This window comes from Delftia sp. ASV31 (assembly GCF_016428765.1).
In the GTDB taxonomy this organism is placed as follows: domain Bacteria; phylum Pseudomonadota; class Gammaproteobacteria; order Burkholderiales; family Burkholderiaceae_C; genus Comamonas; species Comamonas acidovorans.
In genome coordinates this window covers 13,559-27,355 of record NZ_JAELTK010000035.1, presented here as the reverse complement: position 1 = coordinate 27,355, position 13,797 = coordinate 13,559, and the positions used below count along the sequence as shown (strand labels likewise).

Here is a 13,797-nt window from a genome sequence, read left to right as displayed (position 1 = left end):
AGTCACACCACAATTTTTATTTGGCCAGCCCAGGAGACAAGCAAGCATGAGCACCGCAACAGCATCCCCCATTGAATCGGTACTGGTGGAGAACCGGGTCTTCCCGCCGCCGGCAGACTTTGCCGCCAAGGCCCGCATCTCCGGAATGGAGCAGTACAAGGCGCTGTGCGCCGAGGCAGAGAACGACTACCAGGGCTTCTGGGCCCGCCTGGCGCGCGAGAACGTGGTCTGGTCCAAGCCCTTCACCCAGGTGCTGGACGACAGCAACCCGCCGTTCTTCCGCTGGTTCGCCGACGGCGAACTCAATGCCAGCGCCAATTGCCTGGACAAGCACATGGGCACGGACGTCGAGCACAAGACGGCCATCATCTTCGAGGCCGATGGCGGCGAGGTCACCAAGGTCAGCTACCGCGAACTGCTGGAGCGCGTCTCGCAGTTCGCCAACGCGCTCAAGGCGCAGGGCGTGCAAAAGGGTGATCGCGTCCTGATCTACATGCCCATGACCATCGAGGGCGTGGTGGCCATGCAGGCCTGCGCGCGCATCGGCGCCACGCACAGCGTGGTGTTCGGCGGCTTCTCGGCCAAGGCGGTGCAGGAGCGCATCGTGGACGTGGGCGCCGTGGCCGTGATCACCGCCAACTACCAGATGCGCGGCGGCAAGGAACTGCCGCTCAAGGCCATCGTGGACGATGCGCTGGCGCTGGGCGGCTGCGAGGCCGTGCGCCATGTCTTCGTCTACGAGCGCACGGCCACCGCCTGCGCCATGACGGCAGGCCGCGACAAGACCTTCGGCGAGATCCTGGCCGGCCAGAGCACGGAGTGCGCGCCCGTGGCCGTGGATTCCGAACACCCGCTGTTCATCCTCTACACCAGCGGCTCCACGGGCAAGCCCAAGGGCGTGCAGCACTGCACGGGCGGCTATGTGCTGTGGGCCAGGCAGACCATGGAGTGGACCTTCGACCTCAAGCCCAGCGACGTGTTCTGGTGCACGGCCGACATCGGCTGGATCACGGGCCACACCTACGTGGCCTATGGTCCGCTGGCCGCTGGCGCCACGCAGATCGTGTTCGAGGGCGTGCCCACCTTCCCCAACGCGGGCCGCTTCTGGCAGATGATCGAGCGCCACGGCTGTACCATCTTCTACACGGCGCCCACGGCCATCCGCTCGCTGATCAAGGCCGCCGACGGCGATGCCGCCGTGCATCCGAAGAACTCGGACCTGTCCAGCCTGCGCCTGCTGGGCAGCGTGGGCGAGCCCATCAATCCCGAGGCCTGGATGTGGTACCACCGCAATGTGGGCGGCGAGCGCTGCCCCATCGTGGATACCTTCTGGCAGACCGAGAACGGCGGCCACGTGATCGCCCCCATGCCGGGCGCCACGCCGCTGGTGCCGGGCTCGTGCACGCTGCCGCTGCCGGGCATCATGGCCGCCATCGTCGATGAGACCGGCCATGAACTGCCCAACGGCGCAGGCGGCCTGCTGGTCGTCACCAAGCCCTGGCCCAGCATGATCCGCACCATCTGGGGCGACCCCGAGCGCTTCAAGAAGAGCTACTTCCCGGCCGAGCTGGGCGGGCAGACCTACCTGGCCGGCGACGGCGCGGTGCGCAGCGAGGATCGGGGCTACTTCCGCATCACGGGCCGCATCGACGATGTGCTCAATGTCTCGGGCCACCGCATGGGCACGATGGAGATCGAGTCGGCCCTGGTGTCCAAGACCGACCTGGTGGCCGAGGCCGCCGTGGTGGGCCGCCCCGATGACATGACAGGCGAGGCCATCTGCGCCTTCGTGGTGCTCAAGCGCTCGCGTCCCACGGGCGAGGAGGCCAAGCAGATCGCCAAGGAGCTGCGCGACTGGGTGGCCAAGGAAATCGGCCCCATCGCCAAGCCCAAGGACATCCGCTTTGGCGACAACCTGCCCAAGACGCGCAGCGGCAAGATCATGCGCCGCCTGCTGCGCTCGATTGCCAAGGGCGAGGCCATCACCCAGGACACGAGCACGCTGGAGAACCCGGCCATCCTCGATCAACTGGCCGAGACGAACTGAGGGCGGACACGCCCGCCATGAAGAACCGGAGCACAGGCTCCGGTTTTTTCTTGGCTGGACTGCGGGCGGCGCGCTGTCTTGCAGTCCTATTTTGTGTGGGCCGACAGCTCAGGCATGATGGCTGCAGTACAACCGAAGCTGTTGTTTTCACCACTGCCGAGGGAGGCGTTGCACCATGAATCTGAGAACCCTGTCGCTGCTGATCACCGTGGCCCTGATTGCGCTGCTGGCGGCATTCAACTGGAACACGCTGGCCGCGCCGTCCGTCGTGTCGCTGGGCGTGACCGAAGTCCAGGCGCCGCTGGGTGTGCTGATGCTGGCGCTGACCTGCCTGCTGGGCGTGTTCTTCGTCGCCTATGTGCTGTGGCTGCAGGGCTCGGTACTGATGGAGGCGCGCCGCCACGCCAAGGAAATGCAGGCCCAGCGGGACCTGGCCGACAAGGCCGAGGCCTCGCGCTTCACCGAGCTGCGCACCGTGCTGGAGGACCTGCATGCGCGTGACAAGGAAGTGCTGCTGGCGCGGCTGGACGGGCTGGAGGCGCATCTGGTGCAGCGTGCCCAGGAGTCGGACAACAGCACGGCCGCCTATGTGGGGCAGCTGGAGCAGCAGGTTCGCCTGTACCAGCAGCCCGGCGCAGGCGCTCCGGACTACAGGTAGGCGGCCCGCGCCCGGATTCACGGGCGGACCATGAAAAAACCGCGCGACTTGCGTTGCGCGGTTTTTTCGTTGCGGGCCCCGAGGCGGGAGGCCTGCGGAACTTACTTCAGCGACAGCACCCAGGCGGCCAGCTTCTTGGCGTCGGCATCGTTGACCTGGGGGTTGGCGGGCATGGGAACCGGACCCCAGACGCCGCTGCCGCCCTTCATGATCTTGGCGGCCAGCTTGTCCACCGCGTCCTTCTGGCCTGCGTACTTGGAGGCCACATCCTTGTAGGACGGGCCCACCAGCTTCTTGTCCACGGCGTGGCAGGCCATGCAGTTCTTGGAGGTGGCAAGAGCCTGGTCGGCCATGGCGGGAGCCACGGTGACGACGGTCAAGGCCAATGCGATCAATGTCTGCTTCATCATGAGTTCCTGGGGGTTGTCGGGAATAATTATGCGAAACATTGTAGTAGGCGCGCATGCCTGATGCGTTACCTCGTGTGAAGCACCGTCTGGTGAAGGAGAAGTTATGTATCTGTTGGGAATCGCGGTCTTGCTCACCCTGCTGAAGTTGGCCGATATCGAGCCTGTGGCCTCCTGGTCCTGGTACGTCATCCTGGGCGCCTATGGCGTGACGGCAGCCTGGTGGGCCTGGGCCGACGCCTCTGGCTACACCAAGCGGCGCGCGGCCGACAAGATCGAGCAGCGGCGCTTGAAGCGCATCGAAAAGAACAAGGAAGCCATGGGCACGGGCACGCGTTCGCGCTCGCGCCGCTGAGTCAGTCCGCCGGCGGCTCGGCCAGCACGCCGCCGCCCAGGGCCTGGTACAGGGCCACGGTGTCGCCCAGCAAGGCGCCGCGCGCGGCGACGTGGGCGGCACGGGCCTGGAGCCAGGATTGTTCGGCCGCCAGCGCGGCCGGTTGGGCGCTGTAGCCGTTGCGCAGTTGGGTGCGCGTGAGGTCCAGCGTGGACTGGCTGGCCTTTTCTCCTTCCTGCGCCATCTCCACGGCCTTGGCATCGATGTCCAGCGCATAGAGGGCATTGGCCACATCCTGGAAGGATGAGAGCACGGCGCCCCGGTACCGGGCCGCGGCGGCATCGAACTCGGCCTGTGCTGCGCGTTCACGGGCCTGCAGCGTGCCGCCCGCGAACAGGGGCTGCAGCAGTCCGGCGCCCAGGGCCCAGGTGGGATTGCCCGCCGCAAACATTCTGGCAAAGCTCGTGGCGCCGCCGCCCAGGGCCGCAGTGATGCTCAACTGCGGCAGGCGGGCTGCCCTGGCCACGCCTATGGCGGCGCTGGCCTGCTGCACATCCGTCTCTGCAATGCGTACGTCGGGGCGCTGCTCCACCAGCGCCGAGGCCACGGCCTGCGGGAGCTGCGGCTGCGAGAAGGAGGACAGCGGCGGCACCTCCGGGGCCTGGTCGGGCGTGCGCCCGGCCAGCGTGGCCAACAGGTTGCGTGTCTGCTCCAGTTCCTTGCGCAGCGGCGGCAGGGCCTGCTGCATCTGCACCAACAGGGTCTGCTGCGTGGCCACGTCCAGCCCGCTGGCATAGCCGTTGCGCTGCTGCAGCCGCATGTGGCGCAACTGTTCCTGGGCAGCGGCAATGGCCTGCTCGATGAGGTGCGCCTGCTCTGCAAGCATGGCCGCCTGGAGCATGCCGCCCGCCACGTTGCTCGCCAGGGTCAGCCGTGCGGCCTGCAGTTGCAGGCGCTGGCCTTCTTCGCTGGCCATCAGTCCCTCCACCTGGCGGCGGTTGCCGCCGAAGATATCGGGCGTGTAGTTGATGCTCAACTGGGCCGTGTTGTAGCTGTAGAGGGTTTCGCCGCTGTTGAGCGCAGGCGACATCGACTGGCCCGTGTTCTGGCGCGTGCGGTTGTAGCCCAGCTGCACGGTGGGATAGAAGAAGCCGCGCTGGGCGATGACGTTCTGCCTGGCGGCGCGCAATGTCGCAGTTGCGGCCTCGATGGTGGGGCTGCGCTCCAGCGCCTCCTGGACCAGTGCATCGAGTTCGGGCGATCCATAGGCCTTCCACCACTGGTGCTGGACCGGGCCGCTGTGGCCGGCGGTCGCCAGGGGCTCACGGGTCAGGGCGTCGGCCCGGGGCACGGCAGGGCGTGCATAGTCGGGGCCCACGGCGCAGCCTGCGAGGGACAGCACGCAGGCGCCCGCCAGGCCCAGGAACAGGCGCCGATGCGGCGCTTTCAGGTCATGCGTGTACACGTTTGCCTCCCAGGCCTTCACGCTTCTTGGCGAACTTGACGCGCCGCAGCACGGCCAGGCGCAGCGCCGGCAGCAGCAGCAGCAGGAAAATCGGCCCGATGAGCATGCCGCCGACCACGACCGTGGCCAGCGGCCGCTGCACCTCGCTGCCGATGCTGTGCGACATGGCCGCAGGCAGCAGGCCGATGCAGGCGGACAGGGCCGTCATGAGCAGCGGGCGCATGCGGCTTCGGTAAGCCTCCTCCATGGCCTGCAGGTGGCCGTGGCCGTGGGCGCGCATCTCCTGGAAGTACGACAGGATGAGGATGCCATCCATGACCGAGACGCCCAGCAGCGAGATGAAGCCGATCACGGCCGAGATGCTGAGCACCTGGCCTGTCGCATACAGCGCCAGGATGCCGCCGAAGACGGTGAACGGCACGGAGGCCAGGGTCAGCAGGCAGTAGGTGAAGTTGTTGAACAGCGCGTAGAGCAGGGCGAGGATCAGCACCACGGCCACGGGAATGGCGATCAGCATGCGGGCCTTGGCCTGCTGCAGGGCCTCGAACTCGCCGGCATAGACCAGCCGGTAGCCCTGGGGCAGATGGATCTCCTGCCCCAGGCGGTGCTGCACTTCGGAGACGGTGCTGCCCAGGTCGCGGTTGCGTGCGCTGAACTTGATGGGGATGTAGCGCTCGTTGCTTTCGCGGTAGATGTAGGTGGCGCCGGTGTCCAGGGTGATGGTGGCCACGTCCTCCAGCGGGATGTACGAGGTGCTGCCCCCCGCCGTGGTGTAGCCCACGCGCAGGGCCCGCACGGCCTCGGGCGTGGCGCGGGCATCCTGTGCGAAGCGCACGGTCAGCGCGAAGCGGCGGTCGTCCTCCAGCACCGTGGTCGCCTCCACGCCGCCGAGCGACGCCTGGATGGCGCTGGCCACGTCGCCCGTGTTGAGCCCGTAGCGCGCGGCCCGTGCACGGTCGATCTGGATGTTCATGTTGGGCTGGCCCAGGATGTGGAACACCCCGAGGTCGGCCACGCCGTCGATGTGCGACATCACCTCGTAGACCTGGCTGGCCAGCTTTTCGAGGGTGGCGAGGTCGGGGCCGACGATCTTGACCGAGTTGGCCCCCTTCACGCCCGACAGGCCTTCCTGGACGTTGTCCTGGATGTACTGCGAGAAGTTGAAGCTCACGCCGGGGAACTCGGCCTCGAAGCGGCCCTGCAGCTCGCGCACCAGGCGTTCCTTGGTCATGCCGGGGCGCCATTTGTCGAAGGGCTGCAGCGGCGCGAACAGTTCCACATTGTTGAAGCCCGAGGCATCGCTGCCGTCATCGGGCCTGCCATGCTGGGACACCACGGTGATGACCTCGGGGTACTCCTTGATCATCTGCCGCATGCGGTTGGCCTTGTCGCGGCCGGCCTCCAGCGAGATCGTGGGCGGCATCGAGGCGCGTATCCACAGGTTGCCTTCCTCCAGCGCGGGCAGGAACTCGCTGCCCAGGCGGCTGGCCATGAATCCACCGGCGACCAGGGCGACCAGGCCCATCACCAGGACGGCCCGCACATGGTGCAGCACCCAGTGCAGCGCCGGCTGGTAGGCACGCTGGATGGCGTGGACGATGAAGGTTTCCTTCTCCTGCACCTTGGCCGGCAGCAGGTAGCTGGCCAGCACGGGCGTGATGGTGAAGGTGGCCAGCAGCGCGCCGGCCAGGGCGTAGCCGTAGGTGCGCGCCATGGGGCCGAAGATCTGGCCCTCCACGCCCTGCATGGCAAACAGCGGCGTGAAGGCGGCAATGGTGATGAAGGTGGAGAACAGCACCGAGCTGTCCACCTGGGTGGCGCTCAGGTAGATCATGCGCAGCCGCGAGGTCCATCCCTTGCCGGGACTGGTGCGCGCGCCGTCCGGCCCCTGGGCCATGGCGCGCAGCATGGAGGCGCGTATGGGCGTGGGCCGCTGGAAGTTGCGGAAGATGTTCTCGACCAGGATCACCGCCGCATCGACGATGATCCCGAAGTCCACCGCCCCCAGGGAGAGCAGGTTGGCCGATTCCCCCGTGATCACCAGCATCATGATGCTGAAGAACAGCGCGAACGGAATGTTCACGCTCACGATCACGGCGCTGCGCAGGTCGCCCAGGAAGATCCACTGGATGAGGAACACCAGCAGGCAGCCGAAGATGAGGTTGTGCAGCACGGTGTGCGTGGTGACGTTCACCAGCACGGCGCGGTCGTAGTAGGGCTCCAGCCTGACGCCGGCCGGCAGCGAGCCGTCGGCGTTGATCTTTTCCACGGCGGCCTTCACGCGTCCGATCACGTCGCTGGTGTGCAGCGTGCGGTTCATGATGACCACGCCCGTGACCACATCGTTCTGCAGATCGCGGCCGGCCTCGCCCAGGCGCGGCACCGTGCCTTCGACGATGCGCGCCACGTCCTTGACCTGCGTGGGAAGGCCATTCTTCTGGCCCACGACGATGTTGGCCACATCGTCGACATTGCGCACCAGGCCCAGGCCACGGATGTTGACCGACTGGTCGCCCACGCTGATGGCGCGGCCGCCCACGTTGAGGTTGGCGTTGCCTATGGCCTCGATGAGATTGCGCAGCGTCACCCCGTGGGCTTCCAGGCGCTTGGGGTCCGCCTCGACGTGGTACTCCTTGGTGGTACCGCCCCAGGTCACGACCTGCACCACGCCGGGCACCGTGAGCAGGCGGCGCTGAATCACCCAGTCCTGCAGGGTGCGCAGGTCGGTGAGGCTGTAGGTGGACGGGCCCTTGACCTGGTAGCGCAGGATCTCGCCCACCAGGCTGGACGCCTGGATCTGCGGCTGCACGCCCCCGGGCAGGTTCACGTTGGCCTGCAGGTTGTTGGCGATCTGGGTCAGTGCGAAGTAGTAGTCCGTGCCGTACTTGAAGGTCACGCGCACGAAGGACAGGCCGTAGAACGAGGTCGAGCGGATGTTCTCCACATCGGGCGTGGTCGCCAGGCCCACTTCCATGGGACGGGTGTAGTAGCGCTCCATCTCCTCGGAGGACATGCCCGGCACCTGGGCCGTGATTTCAATGATCACGGGGGCGGGGTTGGGATAGGCCTCGACATTGAGCCTGGCGAAGGCCAGCAGCCCCAGGCCGAGGAAGGCCAGCAGGGCCAGCAGGACGATGGGCCTGCGCGAAAGCACGAAGGCCAGCAAGGATCGGAACACGGCGGCCTCCTTACTGTGCGTCGGTTTCGTAGAGGCCGCTCAGGAACAGCGCGTTGCGGCGTGCGATGCGTTCGGTGCCGGCCAGGCCGTCCGTGATCTGCACGAGGCCGTCGGCGGTCTGCCCGCGCACGACCTTGCGGCGCTCGAAGCGCGGCCCCTTCTCGTCGCTGTCCGAGGCGACCCACACCACGTCGGCACCGCTGCCCTCGCGCACCACGGCCTCGGCGGGCACGGCCACCGAGGTCTGCGGGGCAGCGACGGTGATGCTGAAGTCGGCCGTCATCTGCGGGCGCAGTTCGTGCCGCGGATCGGCCACCTCGGCGCGCACCACGAGGCGCCGGCTGTCGGCATCCACGCTGTCGCCGACATACGAGACCTTGCCCTCGAACACCTTGCCCGGCCATGCCTGCACGCGCACCTGCACGGCCTGGCCCGTGCGGTAGGCGCTGAACTGCGACTCCGGTACGCTGGCCACCATCCACAGCGTGCGCAGGTCCGAAACGGTGACGGGGGCCGGGTCGCTGCCGGGCTGCACCAGCAGTCCGGGCTGGGCCGAGCGCGCGGTGACGCGCCCGTCCATGGGGCTTTTCACGGCAACTTCCTTGCCAACCTGCCGCTCGCGCTCCATGCGGGCGATCTCCGCATCGCTCAACTCGAACAGGCGCAGGCCCTGGCGTGCGGCATCGTGGGCGGCCTGGGCCGTCTGCTGGTCCGTCTGGGCCTGCTGCAGTTCCTTTTGCGGGATGCTGTTTTCCTGCGCAAGCGCTTCGGCGCGGTGCAGCGTTTCGTTGGCCGAGCGCAGCGTGGCCGCGCTGGAGATCAGCGCCGAGGCAGCCTGGGCCATCTCGGGCACGGCCACCGTGTAGAGCGTCTGGCCCGCTTTCACGTCATCGCCGGCCTTGACCAGGACCTTCACGATGCGGCCCTGCTGTGCGGAGTACACGCGCGTGGTGTGGTCCTGATTGAAGTCGATGATGCCGATGGTGCTGCGCAGGTTCTCGAACGGGCGCTCCTGGGAAGGGCCCACGTCCAGCGCGGCGGCCTGATCGGGGGCCACGCGCACCACGTCGGCCTGGACCTTGCCGGCCACCGAGGGGGGCGGGTCCTCGGTCTCGGCGCTCGCGTGGTGCGGGCCCAGTGTCCATATGCCGATGGCTGCGGCGGTGCAGGCGGCGGCCACGGCCAACCAAAGCAGGGCGCGCGCGCGGGACGGTGCCGGTGCCGGTGCCGATGCCGGTGGGGATTGTTGTTCAGCTGCCATGGGACCACGTTCCTTGCTGGTTGCATGCAGGGCGGCCCACTCCCAGTGGGCCTGGCCGTGCTGTGCGGCAGTCTAGGCAGCCCAGGCTTTAAGTTGGCTTTACGTCGGCCAAGCTGGGGCCGTGCTGGCGTGGCAGATCGATCTGGACGCAGGTTCCCCTGCTGCCGGGGCCGCTGTGCACGGCCAGCCGGCCGCCCATGCGCTGGACCACGCGCAGGGCGATGGACAGGCCCAGGCCCGAGCCTTCCGGCTGGCCATGGTCGCCGCGCCAAAAGGGCAGCAGCATCTGCGCACGGGTCTGCGCATCCAGCGCGGGGCCGTCGTCGCTGACCTGGATGCGGACCAGGTCCTCGTGCGCCTGCACCCGGGTTTGCACGGCGACATGGGGGCCGCCATAGCGCAGCGCGTTGTCCACCAGGTTGGAGACCACCTCGCCCAGCAGGGTGGGCGAGCCGCGCACGGTGCTGGCGCCGCCTGTTGCAGCCGGCTCCGGCCCCTCGATCCGGAGCGAGCGGCCGGCAGCATCGGCACGGTCCTGCCAGCGCAGGGCCGCCTGCCGGGCGACCTGTGCCGCGTCGAAGAGCTGGTCCTCGACCACGGACTCTTCCTCGGCGCGCGCATAGGCCAGCAACTGGCGCACCATGCGTGCGCCGCGTGCAGCGACTTCGTCGAGATGGGCCAGCACCTCGGCATCCATGGGCTGCTGCGGGTCCGCATGCTGCGTACGCCGCATGTCGCCCACCAGCAGGCGTATGCCCGCCATGGGCGTTTGCAACTGGTGGGCCGCATCGGCGATGAAGCGGCGCTGCTCGTCCACGGAGGCCTTGAGCCTCAGCAGCAGCGCATTGGTGTGGGCGACCAGGTCGCGCAGCTCCTCGGGCACGTCTTCCACGGACAGCGGGGACAGCTCGTTCTCGCCATGCTGCACGACCAGGGCGCTGACGCGCCGTGCAGGCGCCAGGCCGCGGCGGATGCCGTGGTAGATCAGCGGCAGGATGATGAAGCCGGCCAGCCCTGCAGGCACGAAGATGGCCGTGGCAATCTGGTCCTTGACCTGGCGCCGCTTGGTCTTGGACTCGGCCACCACCACCCACACGGGCTCGCCGCCGCCCTGGGGCCGGACCAGGATCGCCACGGCGCGCAGGGCGGCGCCCGAGGCGGCCTGGTGGCCGAAGAACATGGGGCTTGCGTCGGCAGCCGACTCCTGCTGCAGCAAAGGAGGCAGGGGAAGGCTTCCGATGAGCTGCCTGCCGGAGGCCGTGACCACGCCGTAGTGGTTCTGCGACAGGGAGTCGAAGACCAGGGCGTCGGCCATTTCGCGGCTGGCGTCGAAATAGGCCTGCCCCTCCTTCCAGCGCAACTGCGCGGCCAGGGCGCGGGCGTCATCGGCCAGCAGCCGGTCGAAGGCGTCGCTGGTGCTGCGTCCCGCAAGCCAGTAGGCGGCCCCGGTGGCGATGAAGAAGGACACCACCCAGAGGGCGGCGATGGGCATCAGCACCTGGCGCTTCAGGCTCAGGCGAAACCAGCGCCGCCAGCCGGGCAAGTGGGGGCTGGACTCGGTCAAGCGGCCTCCAGCACGTAGCCTATGCCGCGCAGCGTCACGATGCGCACGCCCGCGCCGGCCAGCTTGCGGCGCAGCTTGAGGATGTAGATTTCCACGGCATTGGCGCTGAAGTTGGCCTCCCAGCTGGACATGGTCGAGATGATGCGGCTCTTGGGCACGGCCGCGCCGGGCGCACTGATGAGCAGCTCCAGCAGGGCGGCTTCCCGGGGGCTGAGCGCCAGGCGCTCGCCCTGCAGGAACAGCTCGCGCGTGTCCGTGTTGAAGCTCAGCGCGCCCACCGTCAGCAGGTTGCTGGCGCCGCCGTGGCTGCGGCGCACGATGGCGCGCATCCTGGCCACCAGTTCCTCGGGCTCGAAGGGCTTGGCCAGGTAGTCGTCGGCGCCTTCATTGAGGCCCAGCAGGCGGTTTTGCAGTCCGTCGCTGGCGGTGAGGATCAGCACGGCCAGGGCCTTGCGCTGCGCGCGCCAGGCACGCAGCACCTCGATGCCGGGGCGCCGGGGCAGGCCCAGGTCCAGCACGGCGATGTCGTAGTCCTGGGTGGCGGTGGCGGTCAGCGCATACTCGCCGTCGGTGACGGCATCGACCTGCCAGCCCTCGGCCTGGAGCCTGCGGCAGATGCCCAGTCTCAGGGCGGGATCATCTTCTACGACAAGAACGCGCATAGGGCAAAGGGCGGTGGAAGCGGGAGGGCACGCCAGCCGCGTGCACTGGCGTCGGCGCAGCAGATGATAGCCATCTGGAGAGTGTGGTACATGCTTTGCCCCGGTGTGGGACATAATTGCCACCCCGGGAGCCGAGCCTGCCGGTTGCTCGCTACTTTTGACGATCCCACGATGCCTACATACCGTTCCAAGACTTCCACCGGCGGCCGCAACATGGCTGGTGCGCGCGCCCTGTGGCGTGCCACCGGCATGAAGGATGGCGACTTCGACAAGCCCATCATCGCCATCGCCAACTCCTTCACGCAGTTCGTTCCGGGCCACGTCCACCTCAAGGACCTGGGCCAGCTGGTGGCGCGCGAGATCGAGGCCGCAGGCGGCGTGGCCAAGGAATTCAACACCATTGCCGTGGACGACGGCATCGCCATGGGCCATGACGGCATGCTGTACTCGCTGCCCAGCCGCGACATCATCGCGGACTCGGTGGAGTACATGGTCAACGCCCACTGCGCCGACGCGCTGGTGTGCATCTCCAACTGCGACAAGATCACCCCCGGCATGCTGATGGCCGCCATGCGGCTGAACATTCCGGTGATCTTCGTCTCCGGCGGCCCCATGGAAGCGGGCAAGACCAAGCTGGCCAATCCCAACACGCACAAGCTGGAGTTCAAGAAGCTGGACCTGGTCGATGCCATGGTGATCGCGGCCGACTCCAACTACACCGACGAGCAGGTCGCCCAGGTCGAGCGCTCGGCCTGCCCGACCTGCGGTTCCTGCTCGGGCATGTTCACCGCCAACTCCATGAACTGCCTGACCGAGGCGCTGGGCCTGTCCCTGCCCGGCAACGGCACGGTGCTGGCCACGCATGCCGACCGCGAGGAACTGTTCAAGCGCGCCGGCCGCCGCATCGTCGAGCTGGCCCGCGAGTACTACGAGCAGGAAGACGCCTCCGTGCTGCCGCGCTCCGTGGGCTTCAAGGCCTTCGAGAACGCGATGACGCTGGACATCGCCATGGGCGGCTCCACCAACACCATCCTGCACCTGCTGGCCATTGCCCGTGAAGCCGAGATCGACTTCACCATGGCCGACATCGACCGCCTCTCGCGCTCCGTGCCCCAGCTGTGCAAGGTGGCGCCCAACACGCAGAAATACCACATCGAGGATGTGCACCGCGCCGGCGGCATCTTCGCCATCCTCGGCGAGCTGGCCCGCGCGGGCAAGCTGCACACCGACGTGCCCACCGTGCACGCCAAGACCCTGGGCGAAGGCCTGGCGCAGTGGGACATCACCACCACCCAGGACGAGGCCGTCAGGCACTTCTACCTGGCAGGCCCGGCCGGCATTCCCACCCAGGTGGCCTTCAGCCAGAACACGCGCTGGCCCAGCCTGGACCTGGACCGTGCAGAAGGCTGCATCCGCTCCTACGAGCACGCCTTCTCCAAGGAAGGCGGCCTGGCCGTGCTGACGGGCAACATCGCCCTGGACGGCTGCGTGGTCAAGTCGGCCGGCGTGGACGAAAGCATCCACGTGTTCGAAGGCACGGCCCACGTGACCGAGTCGCAGGACGAGGCCGTGCAGAACATCCTGGACGACAAGGTCAAGGCCGGCGACATCGTCGTCGTGCGCTATGAAGGTCCCAAGGGCGGCCCCGGCATGCAGGAAATGCTCTACCCGACCAGCTACATCAAGTCCAAGGGCCTGGGCAAGGAGTGCGCGCTGCTGACCGACGGACGCTTCTCGGGCGGCACCTCGGGCCTGTCCATCGGCCACTGCTCGCCGGAAGCTGCCGCTGGCGGCGCCATCGGCCTGGTGCGCAACGGCGACCGCATCCGCATCGACATTCCCAACCGCAGCATCAACGTGCTGGTCTCCGACGAGGAACTGGCCCGCCGCCGTGCCGAGCAGGATGCCAAGGGCTGGAAGCCCGCCGAGCCGCGCCCGCGCAAGGTCTCGGCCGCGCTCAAGGCCTATGCCAAGCTGGTGATGTCGGCCGACAAGGGCGCTGTGCGCGACCTGTCCCTGCTGGACGACTGACACCGGGCAGCACCGCCGCCCGGCGGTGCGCACCCGATGAAAATGAAAAGGGATGGAAGGCCTTGCGGCTTTCCATCCCTTTTTCTTTTCTCTTCTCTCAGGCCCTTGAGGGCTCTTGTTTCATCGCGGGGCGGCCCACCGCGGGGCGACCGGCTTGCCGTTTCATCGTGGCTGCCGGTTCGGGTTTTCA

Annotated in this window: 10 protein-coding genes; 4 read left to right on the top strand and 6 right to left on the bottom strand. The window is 67.8% G+C overall.

What is annotated here, in order from left to right; all coding sequences use genetic code 11:
* Positions 1 to 46: 46 nt before the first annotated feature.
* Positions 47 to 2,047, top strand: coding sequence for an acetate--CoA ligase (gene acs / locus JHD82_RS14435; protein WP_012204595.1), 2,001 nt, complete (start codon positions 47 to 49; stop codon positions 2,045 to 2,047).
* Between the two features lie 175 nt (positions 2,048 to 2,222).
* The gene (locus tag JHD82_RS14430) at positions 2,223 to 2,705 is read left to right on the top strand and encodes a hypothetical protein (RefSeq protein WP_012204596.1); all 483 of its coding nucleotides are present in this window, start codon (positions 2,223 to 2,225) and stop codon (positions 2,703 to 2,705) included.
* Between the two features lie 101 nt (positions 2,706 to 2,806).
* Here JHD82_RS14430 and JHD82_RS14425 read toward each other — a convergent pair whose 3' ends face one another.
* Positions 2,807 to 3,112, bottom strand: coding sequence for a c-type cytochrome (locus JHD82_RS14425; RefSeq protein WP_099752378.1), 306 nt, complete (start codon positions 3,110 to 3,112; stop codon positions 2,807 to 2,809).
* Between the two features lie 106 nt (positions 3,113 to 3,218).
* Between JHD82_RS14425 and JHD82_RS14420 the strand changes: the two genes are divergently transcribed.
* A complete protein-coding gene (locus JHD82_RS14420; RefSeq protein ID WP_180317577.1) occupies positions 3,219 to 3,467 on the top strand; it encodes a TIGR04438 family Trp-rich protein in 249 nt (82 codons plus the stop codon).
* A gap of 1 nt (position 3,468) precedes the next feature.
* Here JHD82_RS14420 and JHD82_RS14415 read toward each other — a convergent pair whose 3' ends face one another.
* From JHD82_RS14415 to JHD82_RS14395, 5 genes are all read right to left on the bottom strand, one after another.
* Positions 3,469 to 4,911 carry an efflux transporter outer membrane subunit gene (locus tag JHD82_RS14415; protein ID WP_199137099.1) on the bottom strand — a complete coding sequence of 481 codons (1,443 nt, stop codon included), beginning with the start codon at positions 4,909 to 4,911 and terminating at the stop codon, positions 3,469 to 3,471.
* Entirely contained in the window at positions 4,898 to 8,089 is a 3,192-nt protein-coding gene (locus JHD82_RS14410; RefSeq protein WP_199137098.1) for an efflux RND transporter permease subunit, read from the bottom strand. The genes JHD82_RS14415 and JHD82_RS14410 overlap by 14 nt, the downstream gene beginning before the upstream one ends.
* A gap of 10 nt (positions 8,090 to 8,099) precedes the next feature.
* Entirely contained in the window at positions 8,100 to 9,350 is a 1,251-nt protein-coding gene (locus JHD82_RS14405) for an efflux RND transporter periplasmic adaptor subunit (protein WP_199137097.1), read from the bottom strand.
* Positions 9,351 to 9,438: 88 nt separating this feature from the next.
* On the bottom strand, positions 9,439 to 10,914 hold the full coding sequence (locus JHD82_RS14400) for a sensor histidine kinase (protein WP_199137096.1): 1,476 nt from the start codon (positions 10,912 to 10,914) through the stop codon (positions 9,439 to 9,441).
* Positions 10,911 to 11,576: a response regulator transcription factor gene (locus JHD82_RS14395; RefSeq protein ID WP_012204603.1), complete on the bottom strand. Its 666-nt coding sequence runs from the start codon at positions 11,574 to 11,576 to the stop codon at positions 10,911 to 10,913. The genes JHD82_RS14400 and JHD82_RS14395 overlap by 4 nt, the downstream gene beginning before the upstream one ends.
* A gap of 171 nt (positions 11,577 to 11,747) precedes the next feature.
* Here JHD82_RS14395 and ilvD point away from each other — a divergent pair, with 171 nt between their 5' ends.
* Entirely contained in the window at positions 11,748 to 13,607 is a 1,860-nt protein-coding gene (gene ilvD / locus JHD82_RS14390; protein WP_043781438.1) for a dihydroxy-acid dehydratase, read from the top strand.
* The last annotated feature ends 190 nt before the right edge of the window (positions 13,608 to 13,797 follow it).